Below are 21,872 nucleotides of genomic sequence, written 5' to 3' on the forward strand. Positions count from 1 at the left end.
TTCGTATAGTTGATTTAAAATATTCAAAAAATTCAGGGTGCACATTTCCTTTTTCTGCATATCTTTCATTTTACATAAAGGATCATTTTTTGACAATGATTTTCCTTTTTTGGAATTCAGAAAAAGCCTGTCGAGTGTGTTGGGTTTTAAGACCTACTCAATAAGATTCATTTTCATGGATAGACAGGATTTATTCACCAATTCATTTCCGTATAGTGGTAAACTCTTATTTGATTAAGACTTAGGAAGGGTTTGATGAATGAAGATCTATGAGTCAAAAACTTTATTAGCTGCTATGGAGAAACGCTCCAAGGAATACCAAAGCACCAGAGAGCAGTTTGTCAACCTGAAAAAGGCGTTCCAAAAGATGGCTGATTTGGGCGATGATTTTGAGGGGAAAGGCGCCGATAACATCAAAGCGTTTTACAGGGATCAGGCGGGTATAGTGGACGACTGGCTCGATCTGATTGATATGCAGGTTCAATTTCTCGACGGCGTTTCCGCGGCTGTGGAAGAGGCAGATCTTTCTGGCGACACGTTTATTGACATGGAATTTCTTGAGAACCAGCTTGCTAATGCCTATAAAAACTCAAAGGCAATGGTTTCACTGCAGAAAAAAGACATGCAAGCCATTTTGCAAAGCATCCATGATATACTGCCTCTAGATGTCTTTTCAACTAACACATTCAAACAACACCTCAATGATGCAAACGATGAGCGCAAAGACACGATCAAAGCCGTCGATGATCTGGACGCCGCTCTCAAAGAGGAATATGCCGCATCTGAAATCAACCAGCAGATGGTTACCGCTGACTATACCGCTCTAATCGGTGCAACTGGCAAAGGGAAAAGTGCTTCCCCATTTCACTATGACGCCAAAGCTTACCGGGCCAGCGAAGCCTATCAACTGAAAGATGACGTACATAAGAATGCAGAAAACTATATCCAGTTTAAAAAAGATCAGGCTGAAGCCCGTCAGATTGCCAAAGAGCAGGAAGAGCTCGCTAAAAAACAGGAAGAGCTTGCAAACCGGCCATGGTATGAAAAAGTGCTTGATGCCGGCAGCACATTTGTAGGAGAAGCCACCGGCTATTATGATTACAAGAGGGCCACCGAGGGAGTTGACCCGGTAACTGGTGAAAAGTTGACATACGGGCAGCGGGTTGCTGCGGGAGCGATGGGCGCCGCCGGCTACATTCCAGTTGTAGGCTGGCTTGGCAAAGGCGCCAAAGGGATCAAAGGCGTATACAGCATGTATAAAGCAGAAAAGGCCATCACGACAGTTGATAAGGCCCTGGCTGCTTACAAAACGCCGAAAACATTCCACGCTTTGAAAAACTCCGAAAAGGGTTTATACGGGCTTGCCTCAGCGAACGGATTCAGCGAAACGATCACCGGCAGGGATATGTTCGGGAATAAGATTTCAGATGAGCAGCGCCAAGGTAGCCTTAATCAAGCCATAGCAATGTTAACACCGTTTGGTATGAGTAAAGCTGGGAAAGTGCTTAATATAAATTCATACAGCCGTAAAGGTACCAATCTGTATAGAGGTGAAGACTTTCCTTATGAACCTAAAAGGCCAAACGGTATAGGTAAATCTCATATATCGCCTGAAACGGGAAATCTTGTTCCCGCTAACAAAACCGGTATGTATCAAGGCCGTCAGGTTACTGTTACAGAACACATTCTTGGCGGGTATAGAAAAGGAGGAAAGTCCAACAGCCCTTATACAAGCTTTACTATAAATCAAAAGGTTGCAAAGGGATATGGAGAAAATATAATAGAACTCGACATATCTGCTCTTAGGAAAGCAATCAGGTCTGGTGAAGTAAAGGATGTTGTGATTTTATCCCCTAAACAAATTGAAAGGTTAATCAAAAATGATACTCGGCAGTCTGAACATTGGAAAAACAAAGCCTTAAAATGGACTCAAAGAGATACCGAATACTTTGTAAAAGGCGAAGTTCCAAAACAGTTTATCAAAATGCATCCAAAGGAGTGATAGATATGCTTCTATATTATAAAAATGAGTGTTTAGGTGAAATAAAAGGTGCTACTGTCGAAGGTGTTTGGATGTATGGAACAATCATCCCTAATGAAAAAATGGAGAAATTCAAAGATTTCTTTAAAGCAGTAGTAAATGAAGATGACCCTTATGCAATAGAGAAATATAATGATGAATGGCTTGATGATGATAATTGGTTTATTATTGATGATGAGCAAAAAAAGGTAGGCATATCTTTACCAGGAATATACGAAGAAGATAATGAAATTAATTGGAGATGGAGATAAATTTAAAGTGGTCCTTGTACAAGGACCACTTTAAAAAAAAACGGAAAATAAGATTTCATGATCTTCTTTTTTCACCTAAAGGTTCAAGGCAAAAAGATACTTTTTTGATTGACTTTATACACGCTAGAAGTAAGCAATATGCCGGTTTCTTCCACTGCCGAAGTAAGGGCTGCGGAAAAAACCACAACTACTAGAGACGATGGGATATGAGAGAAAGCAATACTCAAAGCGATTGCTACATATAAAGCAAACCCCGCCGCTTTGTTCCCAAAAGTATGTAACATCCCCCACTGTCTGAATTTAGCTTTTGTGATCATAAAGTTGAAAAGCCTGACTAAGGCCACCACTGCAACACAAAATATAACGGTATTACTTACATAAATGTCTGAAAGAAAGAAAAAAATAATCAGGACCACAGCCTAAAATACAAAATCACCCAAACTATCCAGTTTTGCCCCCTAAGTTCGTTTCGATCTCAAATTTACGTGCTATATACCCATCGGCAACATCGGAAATACCACATAATACATATAGTGCGCTAAACGCCTCGGGGCTCGATGTTGTCAACAGCAAAAATGACAGCACGATACGCAGGCTGGAAAGTACATTCGGTAATGCCCTCATAATTAAACGGTCCTTTTATATTGATTATACCTTCAATTTTCTTTTAGCCGGTACTTATTTAGATTATAATGGAAAAACAGAGGATAGCCTCATCTGTCTCAAAAAGATGGTCTATGCACAAAAACAAATATTGAAAGGGGAATGTTTGTATGAAGTCTAAAATGAAGATTGGCTTAAGGGGTTCTTATCATTGGACTTAGCTTTCTTTGTCATGTGTCCACCGATAAAGTGGATGTAGCTTCAAGGAACATAACAAGCGCACCCAGTCACTATTTCTTCTCTTAATCAAAAAATATAAATTTTTCATTTCTTTCTTAAAGCCGTTTTTAACGGCTTTTTTATTTAAATCAACTATTTTTTAAAACTTCAAGCAACAGAAGATAGGTTGTTTGACCTAATCTATAAGATTCATTTTCATGGATAGACAGGATTTATTCACCAATTCCTTGCTATAAAGTGGTAAACTCTATACTGATTGTAACTTTAGTATTAGAGGGGAAAGCCATGAAGACTCTTGATGTCCATGCGTTGCACGATGCAATTGATCAAACGCTGGAACAATTAAAAAAACAATCAGAAGAAATCGCCAATCTCAAAAAAAGCGTCGACGGGATAACGGCTCTTGACGATGCTTTAAAAGGTAAAGGCGGCGACGCCATTCGCGCTTTTTATGAAGAATGTCACACTCCGTTTTTGCGGTTCTACGAAACTTTTATCGAGGAATATGAGTCGGCATTGAAAAAAATCAAAAATGTGCTGGAATCGCTTGAACCGTATCATAACGGATATATTTCGCAAGCCTTTCTCGACCATGACTTAGAAAACGGCTTGAACGCGGCCGATCGAACAACGAAACATTTGGTTTCCAAAGCCAACGCCACAATTGCGAAAGTCAGCCATATTGTCGATCTGCCGGATTTGAACGACAACGACTTTCACGAACAAAATAGAAAAGCTTTGAAAGACATCAATCAGACCATCGAAAAGCTGCATGCATTTGACAGAGAGCAGACCAACGCTCTCAAAACCGCTGGAAAACGATCTTGAAACGATGCAACAATACCTTAAAAGACTTGAAAAAATGTATACGGGGCCCAAAATTGAGATTGCCACCTATCAAAAAGGTTCGATTTTAAAACCGGATGAGATGGATGCTTTGAGTGGGAATCAAGAGACAGCGATGGGAGTCATGTTGGATAAGCTTGATAAGAGATCAAAGCTTGAAAAAGAGATTAGCGAAGTTAGCGATCATGATGTTAAAATGTACAAATTACAGAAAAAGCTTGACGGGTTGTCAGATGATCCTGACGAGTATCTTAAAGTTGCCAAAGAGATTGGTTACGATAACCTTACATCTGAACAATTAGAATATGTTCAATTTCTTGAAAGACGTCAGGCAGTCATGCAAAACCCTCTTGAAGTTAGCCCGGATGATGGAAAAGAAGCTTTGCAGAATATCAGTAATGGTATTAAAGGTTCGCTTAGCGCAGTATATGATCTAGGGAAGGATTTTATCGAGGGCGGAATACAGCTGGGATGGAATATTGGATGGACAATCGACAATTTACATAAAGATCCACAAGTCGTTTTTGACAAAGTTCTTGGATACAACTATTTAGGCGCCTTTCAAAGTATGGTTGATACGTTGGTGGAACAGTATGATGAAAAAGTAGTACGTGGGGATGCGTATTCAAGGTCGCATTATTTTACTTATTTGATCGGAAGCCTTGTGGGCTTGAGAAGTGGAAAATCCTCTGTCCCAACAGGCTCGAAAGATGTTGCGAAAGCGGGTAAAGCCGCGGTTATCAAGGTGAAGAAAGCCGGTAAGTCAGTAAAACAGTATGTCAAGCCACCTGCCAATCGATATACTCCTGCATTGCAAGGGATTCTTCAGGATGCACCGAATTCTATTAATGTGAAGAATACGCCTTTGCTGAAGGAGCTGATTGAGGATAAAAAGAAAAGTGTGCTTTTTAAAGCTGATGGTGAGGGATCAAATAGAAAGCCTGCGAGTACTATAAAAAAAGTTGAATTTACCGAAACATTAGCAAACCATATAAAAAATACGGATCCAAAAGTGCCAAGAAGAAGGGGGATAGGAGGGGCACATAATAAAAATGAATTTTTAAAAAATAACGTAAAAATTCTAAGTGTTCAAAAGCACCCTAAACTTAAGGGGATAGAAAAGGTTGTATATAAGGTTCCATCTTTAGACCCCAAAACAGGGGAGATCACGGGATGGAGAGCCCAAGAATTTAAGAAAACCATTTATGATCCATCTGTTATTTCAGACGATGATTTTTTGAAATTTGGTAAGGAGGCAGCTGCTGATGCTGCTTCAAAGGGCAACTTAACAAGAGTTTGGGAAGGTTATGATAGCAACGGAGTAAAATGGATAGGCTATACTGACACTAATGGAACAGTAACTTCATTTTTCCCTGATCTATAATTAGAAAGAGAGTGCATAAATAATGAACAGAATTTTAGAATCTCAACAAATAAAAGAAAGTCATTTTCCAATTACAGCTTTTTTTAATGTGCTAGCAGACTCTGAATTTTTAGAAGTTATTGAGAATTTGTCAAAAGAAGTTGGAACCGCAATAAACGATGTTGGATGTACCTTTCCATGTGAACTTGAGCCCGATGAAGAGTCTTTTGAAGGAATTGAATTCGGTGTAATCGATGAAGAAGTAATTGTAGATTATCCAACATTTTATTATTACCTTAGGATAGCATGTGACAGTTATATTTCAGATTTTCCACAATATAAGGAGAAAATAGAATCCTTATTAAAGGTTATCGCTCAAAAATATAATATTGAGGAAGTTTGAATTTGATTTTAATTGTGTTCGAAATTTGAGAAAAATATATAAATAACATTCATATTTCTTTACCTTGATTGGCTACTGCCTTTCAAGGTTTTTTATATTCAGTCCAAAAAAAATCCGACAAAAAAGGGGATAAAATGGGGGACTTTTTATATTCCACTTTATCATACGATAGAGACAAGAAAATAATACCTGAGTCCAAGACGGAGAACCTGCGGACACTGATCTTTTGCACACGGATGTTGTGCAGCTGATTGGCGGCCGCTTTTTTTTTATGGCCAGAATGGGAGACGCAACTTTCCCTTATCAAGCGTGCACCCGGATGTATCGAATGATAAATGAAGGTCGTCAGCTTCACGGGAGGAGCGGCTGAAGTCTATGCAGGATTGCGCGCGACAGTCACGGGGAACGCAAGCGGTGAGACCCCGCTTGCACAGGAAGTCATTTTCATGGCTCCTTTATCATGCAACTATAAGGTTACTTATGATTGACGGCAACCGTATAGTTGCATATACTCGATATATGAATTGGGACAAAGATGCTATATTCAAAGCACTTGGCGATTCGAATCGGCGGCTTATATTAGACGAACTATCCGAACGCAACGAGCTGACGTTGTATGAGCTTACGGCACGTCTGATTATGAAGCATGAGCTTTCCATTTCGCGACAGGCGATAGCTAAACATCTTTCTGTATTGGAAGATGCAGGGCTTGTAAAATCAAAACGAAAGGGAAAATATCGAGTACTTATATTCAACAACGAGCCACTTAAAAATTTGCTGAAAGGATGGGTAGATTAATTTTATAACTAATGACGAATGTATGGTTTTTTCTATTTGTAGCCAGATTGTTTAGAAGAGAACCATACATCGCAAATATCAAAGGAGGCCCAAAACATGATGAAAATCATTATTACTAGTATATTCGTTCAAGATCAAGACAAAGCATTGGAGTTTTATACAAAAACGCTGGGCTTTGTAAAAAAGCATGACGTTCCCAGCGGAGCATATAGGTGGATAACGCTTGTTTCTCCCGATGATCAAGACGGAACCGAACTTTTACTCGAACCGGATGAACATCCTGCCGCAAAAGAGTATCAAAAGAAGCTATTTGCCGATGGCATCCCAGTAACAATGTTTGGCGTTGCAGATATTCGTAAAGAGTACGAACGATTATTGGAAAACGGTGTCAAGTTTACTATGGAGCCTACAAAAATGGGCGAAGTCACAATAGCTGTCTTCGACGATACATGCGGTAATCTTATTCAGATAATACAGAAGTAACGTAATTTTTAACGACTTTATTGGTAAGTTTTAAGTTCGGTGAAGGACGAAGTATTCTCGCCGTGAGTGCCGCGGATGTGGAATGAAAAAGAGTATATAAAGATTGAAAGCCCGCTTATTCCGAGTTGGGCTCTTTTTTTGTCGTTTGGGTTGTTTGTTCTGATCAATAAGATTCATTTTCATGGATAGACAGTATTTATTCACCAATTCCTTGCTATAAAGTGGTAAACTCTATACTGATTGTAACTTTAGTATTAGAGGGGAAAGCCATGAAGACTCTTGATGTCCATGCGTTGCACGATGCAATTGATCAAACGCTGGAACAATTAAAAAAACAATCAGAAGAAATCGCCGATCTCAAAAAAAGCGTTGACGGGATAACGGTTCTTGACGATGCTTTAAAAGGAAAAGGCGGCGACGCGATTCGCGCCTTTTACGAAGAATGCCACACTCCGTTTTTGCGGTTCTATGAATCTTTCATTGAGGAATACCAGTCAACGCTGAAAAAAATTAAAAATGCACTGAATTCCCTCGAACCGAATCACAACGGTTATATTTCGCAAGCCTTTCTCGATCACGATCTGGAGCAAGGCTTAAACGCGGCTGATCGAAAAACAAAAAACTTGGTATCCAAAGCCAACGCCACGATTGCGAAAGTCAGCCATATTGTCGATCTACCGGATTTGAACGACAACGATTTTCACGAACACAATCGAAAAGCAATGAAAGACATCAATCAAACAATTGAGAAGCTGCATGCGTTTGACAGGGAGCAGACCAACGCTCTCAAAACCGCTGAAAACGATCTTGAGACGATGCAAAGATACATCACCAGACTTGAAAAAATGTACACAGGTCCTAAAATTGAAATCACCGGCTATCAAAAAGGTTCGATTTTAAAACCGGATGAGATGGATGCTTTGCGCGGGGATCAAGAGACAGCGATGGGAGTCATGTTAGATAAACTTGATAAGAGATCAAAGCTTGAAAAAGAGATTAGCGAAGTTAGTGAACATGATGTTAAAATGTACAAGTTAAAGAAAAAACTTGAGCAGCTGTATGATGATCCCGATGAGTATCTTAAAGTTGCCAAAGAGATTGGTTATGACAATCTTACATCTGAAGAGATGAACTATGTTACTGCCATCGAAGAATCCCAGAAGTTCAGAGCCGATCCTATTAAAGGAACTCTGGAAGATGGGAAACATATTTTAGAAAGTATGATAGGCTTTGTCGGTGGAGCATACGATTTCGCAAAAGAGACTGTCGTGGGAACAGTTGAAACAGCCCAATCTCTTACGGAACAAGCTGATGACTTTCTTAAAAACCCAAAAGCAACTGTAAATGCAGTATTTGAGTATGATTACAAAGCCGCCTTTGAAAGTATGTTGAAATCAATCGCTGACTCGTGGGATAAACAAATGGTAAACGGAGATTCTTATTCTCGCGGACACTATCTTGCTTATGCAATTGGGACAATATGGGGGTTGGCAGAGGCCGGTCCTACTGTTTCAACAGGCGCCAAAAGTCTTGGCAAGGCTGGAAAGACGGCAGCTAAAACAGCAAAGAAAGGTGTCAATTCCGCAAAAAGGCATATTAAATCGCCTATCAATCGGTATGTTCCTGCGTTAGAAGGGATGCTCCAAAGAGCGGGAGAGGTCCCTAATGTGAAAAATACGCCTTTGCTTAAGGAGCTGCTTGAGGATAAGAAGACGAGTGTTTTATTTAAATCGGAAAGTAATAATAATGGAAAACCACATGGTTCCGGTGACACCCTTCCGGCGTTGCCTCACGTGGAAAATGCCACCATTGATTCTCGAAAGCTCACCGGTTATGCACTAAATCCGGATCATCCAGTCGGTGGCAATAAAGCTAAGGTGTTCGAGAGCGCTTTAGGTTATAATAAGACAAATGCACACGAATTAGAAATGAAAATTAAAAAGGAACTTCCTAATCAGAAAGTGATAATTGGGAAGTTGGATCAATATGGTCAAAGGTATACAGTTGATATAGACATTACCGGTCCAAACGGTAAAACAGCCACTGTTAGAACTGGATGGATTTTAAAACCAGGATCGGATGTTCCTGAATTAACGACTTTATATGTAAAGTAGGTGGAAAATTTGAAATTCGAACAATATGAAACTGTTGTATTGATTGAAGATGACCCAACAGAAGATTTAAAAAAAGGTGAAGTCGGTACGGTTGTCATGATTTTTACTGAACCGGAAGAGGCTTATGAAGTGGAATTTGTAGACGAAGAAGGGAAGACTAAAGTTCAGAAAGCTTTTCTTCCTGAAAAACTAAAAAAATACTTGTAAGGTTTTGAAAGAAAATGTGGAATACCTGAGTCCAAGACGGAGAACCTGCGGACACTGATCTTTTGCACACGGATGTTGTGCAGCTGATTGGCGGCCGCTTTTTTTTAATGGCCAGAATGGGAGACGCACCTTTCGAATGATGATGAGAGTCGTCAGCTTCACAGGAGGAGCGGCCGGAGTCTATGCAGGATTGCGCGCGACAGCCAAGGGGAACGCAAGCGGTGAGACCCCGCTTGCACAGAAAGCCATTATCACATGTCTCTTTATAATCTTTGAGTCCTCCCGGAGATTAGCGGGAGCCGTTATCAACAAAAGAGCAGGAAATTAAAGCTGCTCTTTTTCGTTTGCCGAGATATAAGCTATCGCTGGTTTGCTGTAGTGAAGCGGGGGGAGAAACTTAGTGAGATTACTGTTCCACCACTGAGAGAAATATAGGAACGACTGAGACATTAAAAAAGAAGCTGTCTTTAGAAAATGTTATAAAACGATTTTCGGAACAACCTCTTTTTATTAAAATATCTAATCATTCATCTGGCTGTTACTCCAAAAAAGCTTTTGAATAATGAACGACACCTTGCACTTTTTCAAGAGAATGATCTGTTAATTCTAGAGCCATAAATACGTCATCTGGAACCTCAAATGGTGCTTGTATATTCCATAAGCTGGCTGGTTTAAAACCAAATTTTGGATAAAAATCTTTATGTCCTAAAACAATTACTGAACAATAACCCAGATCTTTTGCGTTTTTTAACGCTGTACGAATCAATTGACTCCCAATGCCTTTTTTCTGATACTCAGGTGCAACGGAAACCGGAGCAAGTGCCAAAGAATCGGCAGCTCTATCACCATCTACGATTTTTATTTTAGATAAAAGGACATGACCTACAATGTCTTTGCCTTGATTTAACGCGACTAATGATAGTTCAGGGATAAATGCATCTGATTTTCTAATCCTGTTTACAAGTACGTGTTCTTTCTTGTCGCTGTATTCTTCATTTAAAAAGGCTTTTTTAACAATTTCCTCAGTCGTATTATATTCTTCAGTGAGCTCTTGTCTAATTAAGATTTCCATTTAAAGTCTCCTGTTCTTTTAGTTAATTTTGAAAAGCATTTCTTCATCCTTTAATGGCAAATCCTTAATGTGCGAAGTATTAAGAAAGTTTACTCATATTATTAGGATATCTATGTTTACAGAATAGTAAAGGATGCCCTTTATTTCCATCCAGACAAAGGAATCAAAAATAATGGTATTGACGGCTATTAGCCGAAAACAAAGGTGAAACACTTGAAGCTCTCTTTATTTAAGAGAGGCTGAAACCCTCTATCTTCTAATTCCGCCTATTCTGATTAGCTCTCCGATTATAGCACAACAATGAAAATAATTAGTGGAACTGGAGTGAATTTATTACCCAAAGCACCCATGTAAACAAAATAACATGCGCATAAAACAAGGAACAGAATGATATATCTCTGTACTATCCTGTTAATATTTGATGTTGTTTTTTCTTGTTGCACACTTTTTCACCTCGTTTTTTTGGCTCTTAGAACTTTCTTTCTGGAAGAATCTTCGTGGAATTTTGTTCTCTTAGCGTTAGGAAATGCATTACACTTAAGGCAAAACGATATGTAGTAACCAGTTGTTTGTGTACTGTATTTGTTTACATCAAAATTAACACAGAAGCGCTTTCAAAAACAATTTATATTTGTAATTTCATGAAAATATTACCTTGGAAAATAGGAGGGTTTAAAATGGAACGAGAAAATTATGTCTCATTATGGATCGGTAGTATTCAAACTGTTGATACATTAAATAAATACGTTGAATTACCATACGATGAAGAAGAAGGTGATTTCCTCCCTTCCCCGTTTTTAAGAGATTTTGAAATAGACATTGATGATTTAGATGAAGATTTTATTGAAAAGGTTGCTCATGACCATAATAAAGAATTTTTGTATCAATTAATAGGCGGATGCTCATATGAAGAAATGATTTTATCTCGTTTTGAAGCTAATCAGGGTAAACAACTTCCGAAGAATATAAACGCTGCCATTTTACTATATAACTTTGACTATGAAGGAAAAAGAAATGAAATTGTTAACAAGGGGTATACTTTTACATTTGTAGGATCCGTGTCATATGTTTAAAGATAAATTTGAACACGTTCGAGAAAAACCCAGCGAAAAAGGGGATTAACTAGGGAACCTTTTCTACTCCATTTTGTCACCTGTCACTAAAAAAGATCAAATGTATTTGTTAAAACATACTTGAAAAAAGCTTTTTGTTTTATCGTTCGGTTTGACAAAGAAGATGAAATATCCTAGGATTTAAATTAAATCGTAATAATAACGTTTTATCAGAAGATCTCTATGCATAAGTGGCTGATCATAGGCATAAGTATACAAGGTTCGACCCATCTTGATAGCGGAAAGACGTCGTAGGTATTGAACTTCACGAGCAGCCGCAGAACATCGCTCGCAGGAATACGTACGGTCACAGTGATATGCGTCGCTTAAGCTTTCACTCAAATAAGGGATTTATTGATCATGGAAAAGAGCAGTGAAGTGTATCAAAAAAAAAGGAGAGCAGGGATCATGAATTTTTGGAACACCTGTTTTCAAGATGAGAATTATGTTTATGGAACTGAACCGAATGCATTTTTATCGGATTCTCAGAAAAAACTTCAATTAACAGGTAACGCATTAGCAATTGCAGAAGGTGAAGGACGCAATGCGGTTTTTTTAGCCGAACAAGGAATGAATGTGACTTCATGGGATTACGCGGAATCTGGATTGAAAAAGACGAAAAAGCTTGCAGAAGCCCGAAATGTAGAAGTGAAGACGGAACTCGTTGACTTAAATGAAGCGTCATGGAAAAAAGATCAGTGGGATGAGGTTGTATGTATTTTTGGCCATTTTCCAGAAGAATTGCGCCGAAAAACACTTCTAGGGGTTAAAGAAGCAGTGAAACCGGGCGGTTTTTTTGTTGCGGAAGTATATTCAATTCACCAAATTCCATATAAAAGCGGCGGGCCGCAAGAATCTGAATTTTTATATAGACCGGAAGAGTTTTTACACATTTATTCAGACTGGCGTATTGTTCACTTCTTTTTAGGTGAAGCAGTTCGTCATGAAGGGGATTTACATAATGGTTTATCTCATGTCATTCAATTTATAGGACAAAAACGATAAATACTGATTGGCAAACGCTTTGTTACTGCGGTTACCGAACTCATCTTTGAAGATTATGTTTCTCGCTTTTTTGTTATGGAATAAAAAAGCGACTGAATGCGAATAAAATATATCCCCGGACGGAAGATTCGCGTTAGAAAAAAATTCAAACCGCCCCGTAAACGGTGGTGTGCAAGGGGGGAGGCTGGTCGCCTCCTCCTTCATTGTTTAATCAATTAATAGTTGGAGCTAGGTTATAAAGTCCATCTTTTGAGAATAAGCGACACTTCGTTTGCAATATTTTCTTTTGAGAAGCCTGACGAATCGTAGGCTTTTTTTAGTTTGCCGAAGTGGTCGTAATAATCGGCTGCAGACCACTTAAAGGCGATACACATATATGTGCCTCTCGGAATGGGATCGACATAGACATAGACTCCTGATGGAACGGGGGCTAAATCCGTTTTAATCCGCCCAAATTTGTTCAACAATTTGGGCGGAAAACGGGATGTTTAAATCACTTGAACAAACACTTTGCCTAATACACTGTCACCTTTGAATAAAGTGATTGTTGCAGTCCCTATTGCTTTAGCAGTGACCAAGCCACCTTGATCCACTGAGGCAACCGCCGTATTGTCAGAAACATATCTTGTGGCTGCTAAATTGGTTATCCAGGCTTGGTCTCCGACGCTTATTGTCAAATTACGGTCTTGAATCTTTATCACGTGAGATGGAAGCATAGAAGCGCTTTTTACTTCTGTGACAGGAGAGCTCTTCGTTTCTTTCGCTGAAGCTATACCACTGGCAGATAAAGCTAAAGCTGAAATCGATAACGCAAAAACAACACTTTTTTTGAATTTCATTTCAAGCACTCCTTCTGAAAATTTTTGTTGCAATTTAATCATTCGGTGTCCCGAAATGTTTTTCCTTGTGAATAAATATTATTTATTTGTGACACTTAAACACACAAGACGGAGAGTACAAGAGCGCAATCATGCGTTTGTTTGGTGTCTTTTTGATTTGAAGAGGGAAGATCTAATGTCTTGTCTGCCGTCCGTATAAAGGCTTTGAAGGTGTGCGGCTTGAAAACCGGTGCGGAAAGCGGTTAACCTTTTTCAAAAGCTGAGGGCTCAACACTGCTTAAATGAATTGAACGTTGAGCACTCGGTCAAAGTCTTGATAATGATGGAGAATATCTCTGGGCTGAACAAGGCGTCAGCTATTTATAATTGCAGAAGACAGCTGTCGGGATGATCTGAGGGCTGGGCTGACCGACCCGGTAAAAAAATCCCTGGATGTTCTGTTGCTTCAGACGCTATTCTTGATGGAGAAGGAAGGATGGCTTTTCCTGTAGAATCAATTTGAGAGGGGGATAAGATGTCTCATAAAGCGAAAATATCTTATGGAAAACATCATTCGCAATACGGGGTATTACGGGTGCCTGACAAGAAAGAACCGTGTCCGGTAGTCGTTATGATTCATGGAGGGTTTTGGCAGTCGAAATATGATTTGGAAGAAAATAATCCCATTGCCGAAGATTTGACTAGTAGAGGATACGCCACTTGGAATATTGAGTATCGTAGAGTGGGGGAAGAAGGAGGAGGTTGGACTGGAACATTCCATGATGTGATTGACGCTATCAACCATCTGTCACAGCTAAAGGAACCTTATGGTTTGGACCTATCAAGTGTAATGATTATTGGGCATTCGGCAGGAGGGCATTTAGCTCTTTGGCTAGCCTCTCGAACCGCAGGAAACCCAGATCAAATGTTTCATGAGTTGGTTGTGCCCATCAAGAAAGTAATCAGCTTGGCCGGGGTAACAGACTTAAAAAAAATGTGGGAATTTCACGAAGAAAAAGGAATGAAGAGTCATGTTTCTGCACTAATGGGCGGGTCACCACATGAGGTTGCAGAACGCTATCAAGTTGTTTCCCCGATTGAGCGGTTGCCGATGAAAATAGATCAAGTTTTAGTACATGGTGTGTTAGATCGTCATGTTCCAGTCGAGTTAAGCAGAGATTACTATTTAAAGGCAATGGAACAAGGCTGTAATGTGAGCTTGGTTGTGCTGCCGGATGCAGAACATTTTAAAATAATCGATCCTGCCTCAACAGCATGGAATGCAGTCATTGATACAATATGTCCGTTACGAAAGTCGTGATAATCGTGAGGTGCTGCAGATGTGAATGAAAAAGAGGATATAAAGACTGAAAGCCCACTTATTCAAGCTGGGCTATTTTTTCTTACTGTGGACCTGATCAATAAGTTGCAGGTAAAGAGCATTTAAAAAGATGGCACGGAGGAAGTTTCAGCAAAAATGCCCCGGGAAAACCTGTTAACCGAAATTATTTTGAAGAATTTTAAAGAAAGGAGAAATCGCAATAAAAATTATGCCTAATAGCTCATTAAAAATATATAGTCCCTTTAAGAAAGCATACGAATTTAGGGATTGCAGAAATAAAAAACAAAATTGAAAACAATGAGGTCCTTGCAGAAACCGATGCAAACGACATCGATGAAATGGAAAAATTAAAAGAGTTAGTCGACAAATTATTAGATTTAGGAGCAGAGGTAAAAAATATTTGATAATGATATATATGGAGAAGGAGATTTTTAATTATCAAGAAATCTAACAGGAAGAATTTAAAAACAGCATTACTCGCTTAAAAGAAATTATGGAAGAGTTACAAGATTTTGATGATGCTGTATCTGACGATGATTAATTTTTCATATAGCGGACTGATTGATTGCAAAAGATTAAGAAGAAATGGATGAGTTAATATTTGGTGATGATTAATACATATTGAGTGCTGAATTGAAAATATGAACTGGCAATTGCCTTTCAAGGTTAATGTTCCAACCCGGATTTTTTCTATTCCATTTTGTCATACGATAGAAACAAGAAAAACGAACGTGAATATTGAGTTCAACACGGAGAGCATGCGGGCACTGATCTTTTGCACATTGATGTTGTGCAGCTGATTGGCGGCCGCTTTTTCTATGAATGGAAGACGCGCCTTTCCCTTATCAAGTGTGGACTCGGATGCACCGAATGATGATGGCCGTCAGCTTCACAGGAGAACGACTGGAGCTATGCGGCATTGCGTGAGAAACGCAAGCAGTAAGATCCCGCCATTTCAAGTTAAAAAAGCGAATAGCGCAAGGTGGTTTATTCGGTAAGGAAAAATGAATTTAAAAAATTTCAACTTGAACGCCTAATTTTAAATTAAGCACTGGATTTAACCGATGCCCGCCCTTTTAGATCAGGAGGTGTAGTGACTTTTTAAAAATTATACTTTCCTTTATGTCAAAATTTTAGAGGTGAAGGATTCTATTGCTCCTCTAAACGAACGACCAAAAAGAGCCGTTTTTAAGGGCTCTTTTCTTTTATACAGAGATATCTTTATTGTAATGGTGGTTGAAACTGTTGATTTTGTTGGTTTTGCTGATTTTGATTTTGCTGACCTTGCTGTCCCTGCTGCCCCTGCTGCCCTTGTTGATTTAATGATTGTTGGGCTTGTAGAACAGCTTGATTCACCTGGTTCATGGCCTGATTGGTTTGAATCCCTTGAAGAGCTTGATGAAGCAGTTGATCAGCTTGTTGGAGGCTTTGCTGAATTTGTTGATCAGTCTGCTGAATTTGCTGTTGAGATTGTGAACCAAATTGCTGAACCTGCTGCTTTATTTGATTCATTTGAGAATTTTGCTGAGCTTGACCTTGGCCGCTTTGTTGTTGAGATGCTCCTAATTGGGTTACATTTTGGTTCACCTGGGCAAGCTGCTGCTGAAGACTTCCAAGTTCCTGGGCAAGCTCAGTATCCGTAATATTTATACCAAGTAATTTGGAATGTTTTTGTTTTTCTTTTTGCTGCTTTTTATTTGTCATAAATCATCCTCCTTTCACAAAATTATTATTTTCGTTTTTAAAAAAATTATGGTCGGGAATTTTAGGTACGGAGGAACACTGCTTAAGGAGAATCACCGAGATTGTAAAAGGACTGGATCAAAACAAACTGACCTATAGGAGACCGAGAATGTAAACGTAGTCAGTATAATTAAAACCTTTTGCCGTAAAATAAAACATATCCAATTCAATGTGCGAATGCTCCTGCTGCAAAAAGATCTGCTGCCTCTGCTCAGAAGGAATCCAGCTCATGAGATCCCGTCTGGAATCCAGTTGATTGATGAATTTTGACTTCCCAACGTTTTGTTAAAGTAGTCTTTTTAACGCATTTATCGTAACAACATGAAGGTATTGAAAAGGGAGAAATGATTTTGGAATACTTTACCCCTAAAGTGCAATCTTAGAGTTTCGCTTTAAGGTCAATATGTGCTACCCTGTGGTTGCAGGTATCGACATAGGAGGATCAGAAAACAAAATCAACATATCTTCAATGTTCCAGTTTAAGAAGAAAATATCAATGATAGTAGACATAATTTAAAAGGATGATGATAAATTTGAATACTCAAGTAACAACTAAATTAAAACTAAACAAACCTGCCAATAAGGTCTTTGAAGCATTCGTATCTCCTTCAAAAATCGGGAATTTTTGGTTCTCATCAAGTTCTGAAAGATAGGAGAAAGGCAAGAGGATTACATTAAGATATGATGAATACAATGCAGAAGGGGTAATAAATGTACTCGAAATCGAGAACAATAAGAAAATAGTGTTCTCTTGGGGCGAAGAACATGGTGAAGAAACGGTTGTTACAATAACACTAAAAGAGGATGATACAAGTACAATTATTGAAGTAAATGAATCAGGAGTAAAAGAAGATGACCCAGAGATTGTGGAAAAAATGATAGGACAAAAAGAAGGCTGGGTATATACATTAACTTGCTTAAAGGGGTATTTGGAAAAACGGAATTAACAATTTAAGAGCTTCATTAATTTATGAATAATGAACGGAAGCCAGTTAGTATTTTAAACATCAACAATTTATCCGGAAGCAGTAAATCTAAAATATCCTTTGTAAAAATTTAACAATTGTTTTGCCGCTGCATATAAAGAAATAGCCGATTTTTTCACCGGCTATTATTTGTTTTATGCAAGGTTTGAATAGATATAGCCATTTAAGGCTTTTATTTAGAGAGGAGGTATTATGATGGACTTGATTTATGTGGAAGTACTCAATGATTCAAATATTAGGAAGTACATCTCGTTGTTAAGAAAAACATCATCCCAACCTATTAAGGAGCTAAAACAGGCGATTGAATCAGGAAAACCTGTTATTGAATGTGATTACTATGACACAGAAGAATTAAAATCATTAGTAAATACTATAGAACAGTTACTCTCAATGGGAGCTAGTATTAAAATTTATGAAAATGACAGAGAAATAACGCTTGAGATGGTAAAGAACTTGATCGAAACTTATAAAGGCATTGCAAAAGAGCGAGAAGAAATGGATGAGTTAATATTTGGTGAGTGATTAATACTTATTGAGTGCAGATTTGAAAAATTGAATAGTTTTCATTTCTTCTTCCTTGATTGTCATTTGCCTTTCAAGGTTTTTTATGTGCATGTTCAAGCACGGGGAACATTCATTTTATATTCGGCTTTGTCAACTGCATACCATACCCGCTTGCTGTGGGTAATGATGAAGGTGCGGGCTATATCAAGTGAGTGGAAATTTAGACGCAGAAGAAGCCGTTGAGACTGCTCCATCTTTCATCGATGGTACAGGAATAGAGAAAATGAAGTAAAGAGGCCCTCTATAGAGGGCACATGCTTACGGTAATCTCGATAGCCATTATCTAACAACAGTTACATAATGCACCCAATAAATAACACCGTTTTTATAAACAACGACAGTCGCTTTGCCAAGACCTATGGCTCTAACCATGCCATATTGATTAATCTCAAGGACATTCTGACCATTGAGAACTTCATACCGGTCACCGCCCATAAATACGTTGGAGTCACCAACATTCATTGTAGTGTAGGTTACACCGTAAGATTTGGTCGACATTGTTTGGGCAGAGGCGTTTGGAGTAAGAATGGGTGAAATCATAAATGTTCCTAAAATCAATGATAATGCCAATAAACTTTTAATAGCCGTTTTCACGATTTGCCCTCCTAAGTTTTTGTTTGCGCTTACAAATCTAGTTTAGCATGTTAAATATTTGAAAGATGTGAAGTGTTTGTGAAACTCTTGCCCAGACTGGAACACTACGGAAAAAGACTTTTGATCATAAGTTTTTAAAGGAAAAAATCTCCGAACAATAAAGCACTGAACATTTGGCACCGGAAGATCATTTGCCTATAAATACAATGATAAGGCGACATGTTAAGGTAAGCTGGTTCTCACAACTTGCGTTCCACCAATCGTGCCCAGGTCCTGTATAGATTCCGGGATGAGCCATTTTTAGCCGTTAAACTCGCCCGGTTTGAAAAGCCCCGCATGATCGTTCCACCTTTTGATGATAAAAGTAATAAGGCATCCTTTTGCTGGAATATAATCCAATAAATCGAAAAAGTGGGGGCCTAATAAATTGAATTTTCAAGCAAATGATGTAGACATGATCAATATCATCAGAAATGGCCTGAAAACAACGCAGTATCCAAAACGTATCATTATCGTAGGGGCTGGGCTGGCCGGGCTTGTTGCAGCTTCTTTATTAAAGGCTGCCGGGCATAGAGTCACGATTGTGGAAGCGAACGATAGAGTGGGAGGACGTGTTTACACTGTACGTGCTCCCTTCAGCAGGGGTTTATATTTTAACGTTGGGCCGATGCGTATTCCGGATATCCATACATTAACCTTGGAATATATTAAAAAATTCAAGCTGCCTACAAACGAATTTTTGAATCGAACTCCAATGGACATTATATATGCAAATGGCATCAAAACACGCCTCCATCTTTATGAAGAGAATCCTGGCATTTTAAGATTCCCGGTTGCTCCACATGAACAAGGAAAAACGGCTGAAGAACTGATGCTTTCCGTCTTGCAGCCGATCCTCAATTTTATTAACCAAAACCCGGAGAGAAATTGGCGCATTGTTGAAAAGGAATATAGAAAACATTCGCTGGGCTCTTATTTAAGCTCTTATTTTTCAAACGGGGCAATCGATATGATCGGAATCCTTTTGGATATGGAAGCGTATATGGGGATGTCTCTTGTTGAGGTATTGCGGGAATCGATTTTTTTTACATCCCCGGCTCGATTCTATGAGATCACAGGAGGGATGGACCTGCTGACGGATGCATTTCTTCCGCAGTTAAAAGAAGATATTTTGTTCCGCCAAAAAATGGTGAAAATTTCTCAGGAGCCAGCCAGTGTGACGATTCATTGTATTCATCAACAGTCAGCAGAGCCTTTGGCGCTGACAGCTGACCTTGCGATCGTGACGATTCCTTTTTCAGCCTTGCGATTTGTGAAAGTCGAACCATATGATTCTTTTTCTTACTATAAACGAAGAGCAATTCGTGAACTCAATTACATAGCCGCAACCAAAACTGGAATTGAGTTTAAGAGCCGGTTTTGGGAAAGAGCAGGGCAGTGTGGCGGCAAATCGATCACGGATTTGCCTGTTAGATTTTCGTACTATCCAAGCTATGGATTTGGATCTTCCGGACATGCGGTCGTTTTAGCAAGTTATACATGGGCGGATGAGGCGTTGATGTGGGACAGTCTGCCTGAACAAGAGCGCATCCGTTATACGTTAATGAACTTATCTGAGATATATGGAAATATCGTGTATTCTGAGTTTGTATCAGGAGCTTCTTTCAGCTGGAGCCAGAATCCGTATTCTGCCGGGGCTTTTACCGCATTTGAACCAGGACAGGAATTAGAGCTGTATCCTTATATTCCTACACCTGAGGGAAGGGTGCATTTCGGTGGGGAACACACCTCGCTCACCCATGCATGGATGCAGGGAGCGATTGAATCCGGCATACGGGTGGCAAATGAAGTGATGATTTGCCAAAATAGCCTTTATGGTTTGAATGTAAATGTAGTGGATGCACAAGACCAGGGGCGGGCTCCAGTGTGTGTGCAACACGGCGACATCATCCAATCAACACCGGAGGTACGGAGGGGAGCGGACTCCACAAGCCCTGCTTAATGAGCAGGGCTTTGTTTGATCACATCAATAGAATCGTGGTGCGGTGAATTAACTAAAGGTGATACTTCATAGGCTTCCATGTCATCTGAGTGACAGGGGGTAAGAAGACTTTCTAAGAACGCACTATCTTGATTGGCAGGGTCGAGCCAATCCTTTTCGTGATGGCAATCAAGAATAACCGGCATCCGGTCATGAATGTTTGCCATGAAAGCGTTTGGTCTTGTTGTAATGATGGTGCATGTATAAACCGGTTCATTGCTGGGGGAAATCCACTTCTCCCATAATCCGGCAAATGAAAAGAGCTCATTCGACTTCAGTTTGATTCTCATTGGCTGTTTTCTTTTTGAATCGATCCGTTTCCATTCGTAAAAGCTGTCGGCTGGAATGATGCACCTTTTACTGATCAGGGGCTTCCTGAAACTTGGTTTTTCGGCTAAGGTTTCAGCCCGGGCATTGATCATTTTATAGCCGATCTTCTCATCTTTGGCCCAAGGCGGAATGAACCCCCATCGCAAATAGCCCAGCCGCTGACTTGCCCCGTCATTGATAACAGCCAGAACGGGCTGTGAGGGAGCGATATTATAGCTTGGCCTGTATTGTTCTTTCGGAATCATCTGATCAATGTCAAAACGGTCAATGATGGTTTCATAATCAGCAAACAGCGTGAATCTGCCGCACATATCGATCACCCTTGAAGGTTTTTGTTTATTTTATAATGCTGCAGGTTGAAAATCAAAAATTGATCAATGTGACGAGAAAATTACAGCATTTGATAGATCTCAATCAGATTCTGATCCGGATCGCGGAAATGGGCCATACGCGCCCGCCATTCCTTGCGGTCATGCGGTTTATTAACAAATTCAATTCCATTTTCCTTAAGATCGTTATAAGTTTGATCGACGTCTTCCACTTCAAATTGGAGCAAGAACCTTGAGTGAGCTTCTCCTTCCAATTCCTCTCCGACTACTTCGGCCATCTTGTTTCGAGAGAAAAGCTCGATTTTCGTTTCTCCGTTATTGAAAAGGGCATATTCCAGTTTTTCCTCGTACCAGCTTATTGGCAGCCCTAAAAAATCGTTGTAAAACTTCACACATTTCTTAAAAATCTTGAACCAATAGCCTGACTTGCAGAAGCTTCAATTCAATCCCTCCTATTCGGCATCCGGTTTTCATTCCGGCTTTAACTAGAGGATACAACATGAAACATGACAACATTGTGTCAAGTTTCATATCAATTGGGTATATGATAAAAATGAAGGTTTTTTATTGATGCTTTTTATGGGATT

General features: G+C 39.3%; 20 protein-coding genes and 3 pseudogenes. 15 read left to right on the top strand and 8 right to left on the bottom strand.

What is annotated here, in order from left to right; all coding sequences use genetic code 11:
• Positions 1 to 259 precede the first annotated feature (259 nt).
• Entirely contained in the window at positions 260 to 2,002 is a 1,743-nt protein-coding gene (locus R5H20_RS09830; protein ID WP_006638058.1) for a ribonuclease YeeF family protein, read from the top strand.
• A gap of 5 nt (positions 2,003 to 2,007) precedes the next feature.
• On the top strand, positions 2,008 to 2,292 hold the full coding sequence (locus R5H20_RS09835) for a hypothetical protein (protein ID WP_006638057.1): 285 nt from the start codon (positions 2,008 to 2,010) through the stop codon (positions 2,290 to 2,292).
• Between the two features lie 441 nt (positions 2,293 to 2,733).
• Here R5H20_RS09835 and R5H20_RS23580 read toward each other — a convergent pair whose 3' ends face one another.
• Positions 2,734 to 2,916 carry a CDP-alcohol phosphatidyltransferase family protein gene (locus tag R5H20_RS23580; protein WP_081605376.1) on the bottom strand — a complete coding sequence of 61 codons (183 nt, stop codon included), beginning with the start codon at positions 2,914 to 2,916 and terminating at the stop codon, positions 2,734 to 2,736.
• A 504-nt stretch (positions 2,917 to 3,420) separates the two neighbouring features.
• Here R5H20_RS23580 and R5H20_RS23585 point away from each other — a divergent pair.
• From R5H20_RS23585 to R5H20_RS09880, 7 genes and pseudogenes are all read left to right on the top strand, one after another.
• Positions 3,421 to 5,365: pseudogene (locus tag R5H20_RS23585) on the top strand (T7SS effector LXG polymorphic toxin).
• A 22-nt stretch (positions 5,366 to 5,387) separates the two neighbouring features.
• Complete coding sequence (gene cdiI, locus R5H20_RS09855) at positions 5,388 to 5,747, top strand: ribonuclease toxin immunity protein CdiI (RefSeq protein ID WP_006638053.1); 360 nt, start codon at positions 5,388 to 5,390, stop codon at positions 5,745 to 5,747.
• Positions 5,748 to 6,082: 335 nt separating this feature from the next.
• A complete protein-coding gene (locus tag R5H20_RS09860; protein ID WP_155910154.1) occupies positions 6,083 to 6,235 on the top strand; it encodes a hypothetical protein in 153 nt (50 codons plus the stop codon).
• Positions 6,236 to 6,266: 31 nt separating this feature from the next.
• Positions 6,267 to 6,545 (top strand): ArsR/SmtB family transcription factor, encoded by a 279-nt coding sequence (locus tag R5H20_RS09865; RefSeq protein ID WP_029419136.1) that lies wholly within the window; start codon positions 6,267 to 6,269, stop codon positions 6,543 to 6,545.
• 99 nt (positions 6,546 to 6,644) lie between these two features.
• Positions 6,645 to 7,028, top strand: a complete 384-nt coding sequence (locus tag R5H20_RS09870; RefSeq protein WP_006638051.1) for a VOC family protein — start codon at positions 6,645 to 6,647, stop codon at positions 7,026 to 7,028.
• 269 nt (positions 7,029 to 7,297) lie between these two features.
• On the top strand, positions 7,298 to 9,142 hold the full coding sequence (locus tag R5H20_RS09875; RefSeq protein ID WP_006638050.1) for a ribonuclease YeeF family protein: 1,845 nt from the start codon (positions 7,298 to 7,300) through the stop codon (positions 9,140 to 9,142).
• Positions 9,143 to 9,349 carry a DUF4926 domain-containing protein gene (locus R5H20_RS09880; protein WP_373870191.1) on the top strand — a complete coding sequence of 69 codons (207 nt, stop codon included), beginning with the start codon at positions 9,143 to 9,145 and terminating at the stop codon, positions 9,347 to 9,349.
• Between the two features lie 538 nt (positions 9,350 to 9,887).
• Here R5H20_RS09880 and R5H20_RS09885 read toward each other — a convergent pair.
• Positions 9,888 to 10,421, bottom strand: coding sequence for a GNAT family N-acetyltransferase (locus R5H20_RS09885; RefSeq protein ID WP_006638047.1), 534 nt, complete (start codon positions 10,419 to 10,421; stop codon positions 9,888 to 9,890).
• Between the two features lie 677 nt (positions 10,422 to 11,098).
• On the opposite strand from R5H20_RS09885, the gene R5H20_RS09890 reads away from it, so the two are divergent.
• Together R5H20_RS09890 and R5H20_RS09895 are read left to right on the top strand one after the other, a co-directional pair.
• Positions 11,099 to 11,494 carry an immunity 22 family protein gene (locus tag R5H20_RS09890; RefSeq protein ID WP_006638046.1) on the top strand — a complete coding sequence of 132 codons (396 nt, stop codon included), beginning with the start codon at positions 11,099 to 11,101 and terminating at the stop codon, positions 11,492 to 11,494.
• A gap of 447 nt (positions 11,495 to 11,941) precedes the next feature.
• Complete coding sequence (locus tag R5H20_RS09895) at positions 11,942 to 12,538, top strand: class I SAM-dependent methyltransferase (protein WP_029418451.1); 597 nt, start codon at positions 11,942 to 11,944, stop codon at positions 12,536 to 12,538.
• A gap of 233 nt (positions 12,539 to 12,771) precedes the next feature.
• On the opposite strand, the gene R5H20_RS09900 is transcribed toward R5H20_RS09895, so the two are convergent.
• Complete coding sequence (locus R5H20_RS09900; protein WP_155910090.1) at positions 12,772 to 12,912, bottom strand: hypothetical protein; 141 nt, start codon at positions 12,910 to 12,912, stop codon at positions 12,772 to 12,774.
• Positions 12,913 to 13,026: 114 nt separating this feature from the next.
• Positions 13,027 to 13,377 carry an Ig-like domain-containing protein gene (locus tag R5H20_RS09905; RefSeq protein ID WP_006638044.1) on the bottom strand — a complete coding sequence of 117 codons (351 nt, stop codon included), beginning with the start codon at positions 13,375 to 13,377 and terminating at the stop codon, positions 13,027 to 13,029.
• 514 nt (positions 13,378 to 13,891) lie between these two features.
• Between R5H20_RS09905 and R5H20_RS09910 the strand changes: the two genes are divergently transcribed.
• On the top strand, positions 13,892 to 14,677 hold the full coding sequence (locus tag R5H20_RS09910) for an alpha/beta hydrolase family protein (protein ID WP_006638043.1): 786 nt from the start codon (positions 13,892 to 13,894) through the stop codon (positions 14,675 to 14,677).
• A 1,242-nt stretch (positions 14,678 to 15,919) separates the two neighbouring features.
• Here the strand turns inward: R5H20_RS09910 and R5H20_RS09915 are convergent.
• Positions 15,920 to 16,402, bottom strand: a complete 483-nt coding sequence (locus R5H20_RS09915) for a hypothetical protein (RefSeq protein ID WP_006638042.1) — start codon at positions 16,400 to 16,402, stop codon at positions 15,920 to 15,922.
• Between the two features lie 563 nt (positions 16,403 to 16,965).
• Here R5H20_RS09915 and R5H20_RS09920 point away from each other — a divergent pair.
• A pseudogene (locus tag R5H20_RS09920) lies at positions 16,966 to 17,419 on the top strand (SRPBCC family protein).
• 200 nt (positions 17,420 to 17,619) lie between these two features.
• The gene (locus R5H20_RS09925; protein ID WP_254726441.1) at positions 17,620 to 17,949 is read left to right on the top strand and encodes a hypothetical protein; all 330 of its coding nucleotides are present in this window, start codon (positions 17,620 to 17,622) and stop codon (positions 17,947 to 17,949) included.
• Between the two features lie 321 nt (positions 17,950 to 18,270).
• Here the strand turns inward: R5H20_RS09925 and R5H20_RS09930 are convergent, their stop codons facing one another.
• Positions 18,271 to 18,585, bottom strand: a complete 315-nt coding sequence (locus tag R5H20_RS09930; RefSeq protein WP_006638039.1) for a BLB8/JUQZ-1 family protein — start codon at positions 18,583 to 18,585, stop codon at positions 18,271 to 18,273.
• Between the two features lie 427 nt (positions 18,586 to 19,012).
• Between R5H20_RS09930 and R5H20_RS09935 the strand changes: the two genes are divergently transcribed.
• On the top strand, positions 19,013 to 20,587 hold the full coding sequence (locus R5H20_RS09935; RefSeq protein ID WP_006638038.1) for a flavin monoamine oxidase family protein: 1,575 nt from the start codon (positions 19,013 to 19,015) through the stop codon (positions 20,585 to 20,587).
• Here R5H20_RS09935 and R5H20_RS09940 read toward each other — a convergent pair.
• Positions 20,584 to 21,267: an SOS response-associated peptidase gene (locus R5H20_RS09940; RefSeq protein ID WP_006638037.1), complete on the bottom strand. Its 684-nt coding sequence runs from the start codon at positions 21,265 to 21,267 to the stop codon at positions 20,584 to 20,586. The two genes, R5H20_RS09935 and R5H20_RS09940, sit on opposite strands and share 4 nt — an antisense overlap.
• 80 nt (positions 21,268 to 21,347) lie before the next feature.
• Positions 21,348 to 21,726, bottom strand: a pseudogene (locus tag R5H20_RS09945) (VOC family protein).
• Between the last annotated feature and the right edge of the window lie 146 nt (positions 21,727 to 21,872).

Origin of the sequence: Bacillus sp. KICET-3 (assembly GCF_033261025.1) — a bacterium.
In the GTDB taxonomy this organism is placed as follows: domain Bacteria; phylum Bacillota; class Bacilli; order Bacillales; family Bacillaceae; genus Bacillus; species Bacillus sonorensis.

What these genes read in the sequence shown, in the direction of transcription:
- R5H20_RS09875 (WP_006638050.1), top strand. Translation starts at nt 7,298, where the DNA reads ATGAAGACTCTTGATGTCCATGCGTTGCACGATGCAATTGATCAAACG.
- R5H20_RS23580 (WP_081605376.1), bottom strand. Translation starts at nt 2,916, where the DNA reads ATGAGGGCATTACCGAATGTACTTTCCAGCCTGCGTATCGTGCTGTCA.
- R5H20_RS09835 (WP_006638057.1), top strand. Translation starts at nt 2,008, where the DNA reads ATGCTTCTATATTATAAAAATGAGTGTTTAGGTGAAATAAAAGGTGCT.
- R5H20_RS09885 (WP_006638047.1), bottom strand. Translation starts at nt 10,421, where the DNA reads ATGGAAATCTTAATTAGACAAGAGCTCACTGAAGAATATAATACGACT.
- R5H20_RS09905 (WP_006638044.1), bottom strand. Translation starts at nt 13,377, where the DNA reads ATGAAATTCAAAAAAAGTGTTGTTTTTGCGTTATCGATTTCAGCTTTA.
- R5H20_RS09940 (WP_006638037.1), bottom strand. Translation starts at nt 21,267, where the DNA reads ATGTGCGGCAGATTCACGCTGTTTGCTGATTATGAAACCATCATTGAC.
- R5H20_RS09870 (WP_006638051.1), top strand. Translation starts at nt 6,645, where the DNA reads ATGAAAATCATTATTACTAGTATATTCGTTCAAGATCAAGACAAAGCA.
- R5H20_RS09915 (WP_006638042.1), bottom strand. Translation starts at nt 16,402, where the DNA reads ATGACAAATAAAAAGCAGCAAAAAGAAAAACAAAAACATTCCAAATTA.
- cdiI (WP_006638053.1), top strand. Translation starts at nt 5,388, where the DNA reads ATGAACAGAATTTTAGAATCTCAACAAATAAAAGAAAGTCATTTTCCA.
- R5H20_RS09910 (WP_006638043.1), top strand. Translation starts at nt 13,892, where the DNA reads ATGTCTCATAAAGCGAAAATATCTTATGGAAAACATCATTCGCAATAC.
- R5H20_RS09925 (WP_254726441.1), top strand. Translation starts at nt 17,620, where the DNA reads ATGATGGACTTGATTTATGTGGAAGTACTCAATGATTCAAATATTAGG.
- R5H20_RS09830 (WP_006638058.1), top strand. Translation starts at nt 260, where the DNA reads ATGAAGATCTATGAGTCAAAAACTTTATTAGCTGCTATGGAGAAACGC.
- R5H20_RS09900 (WP_155910090.1), bottom strand. Translation starts at nt 12,912, where the DNA reads ATGTGTATCGCCTTTAAGTGGTCTGCAGCCGATTATTACGACCACTTC.
- R5H20_RS09860 (WP_155910154.1), top strand. Translation starts at nt 6,083, where the DNA reads ATGAAGGTCGTCAGCTTCACGGGAGGAGCGGCTGAAGTCTATGCAGGA.
- R5H20_RS09865 (WP_029419136.1), top strand. Translation starts at nt 6,267, where the DNA reads ATGAATTGGGACAAAGATGCTATATTCAAAGCACTTGGCGATTCGAAT.
- R5H20_RS09890 (WP_006638046.1), top strand. Translation starts at nt 11,099, where the DNA reads ATGGAACGAGAAAATTATGTCTCATTATGGATCGGTAGTATTCAAACT.
- R5H20_RS09895 (WP_029418451.1), top strand. Translation starts at nt 11,942, where the DNA reads ATGAATTTTTGGAACACCTGTTTTCAAGATGAGAATTATGTTTATGGA.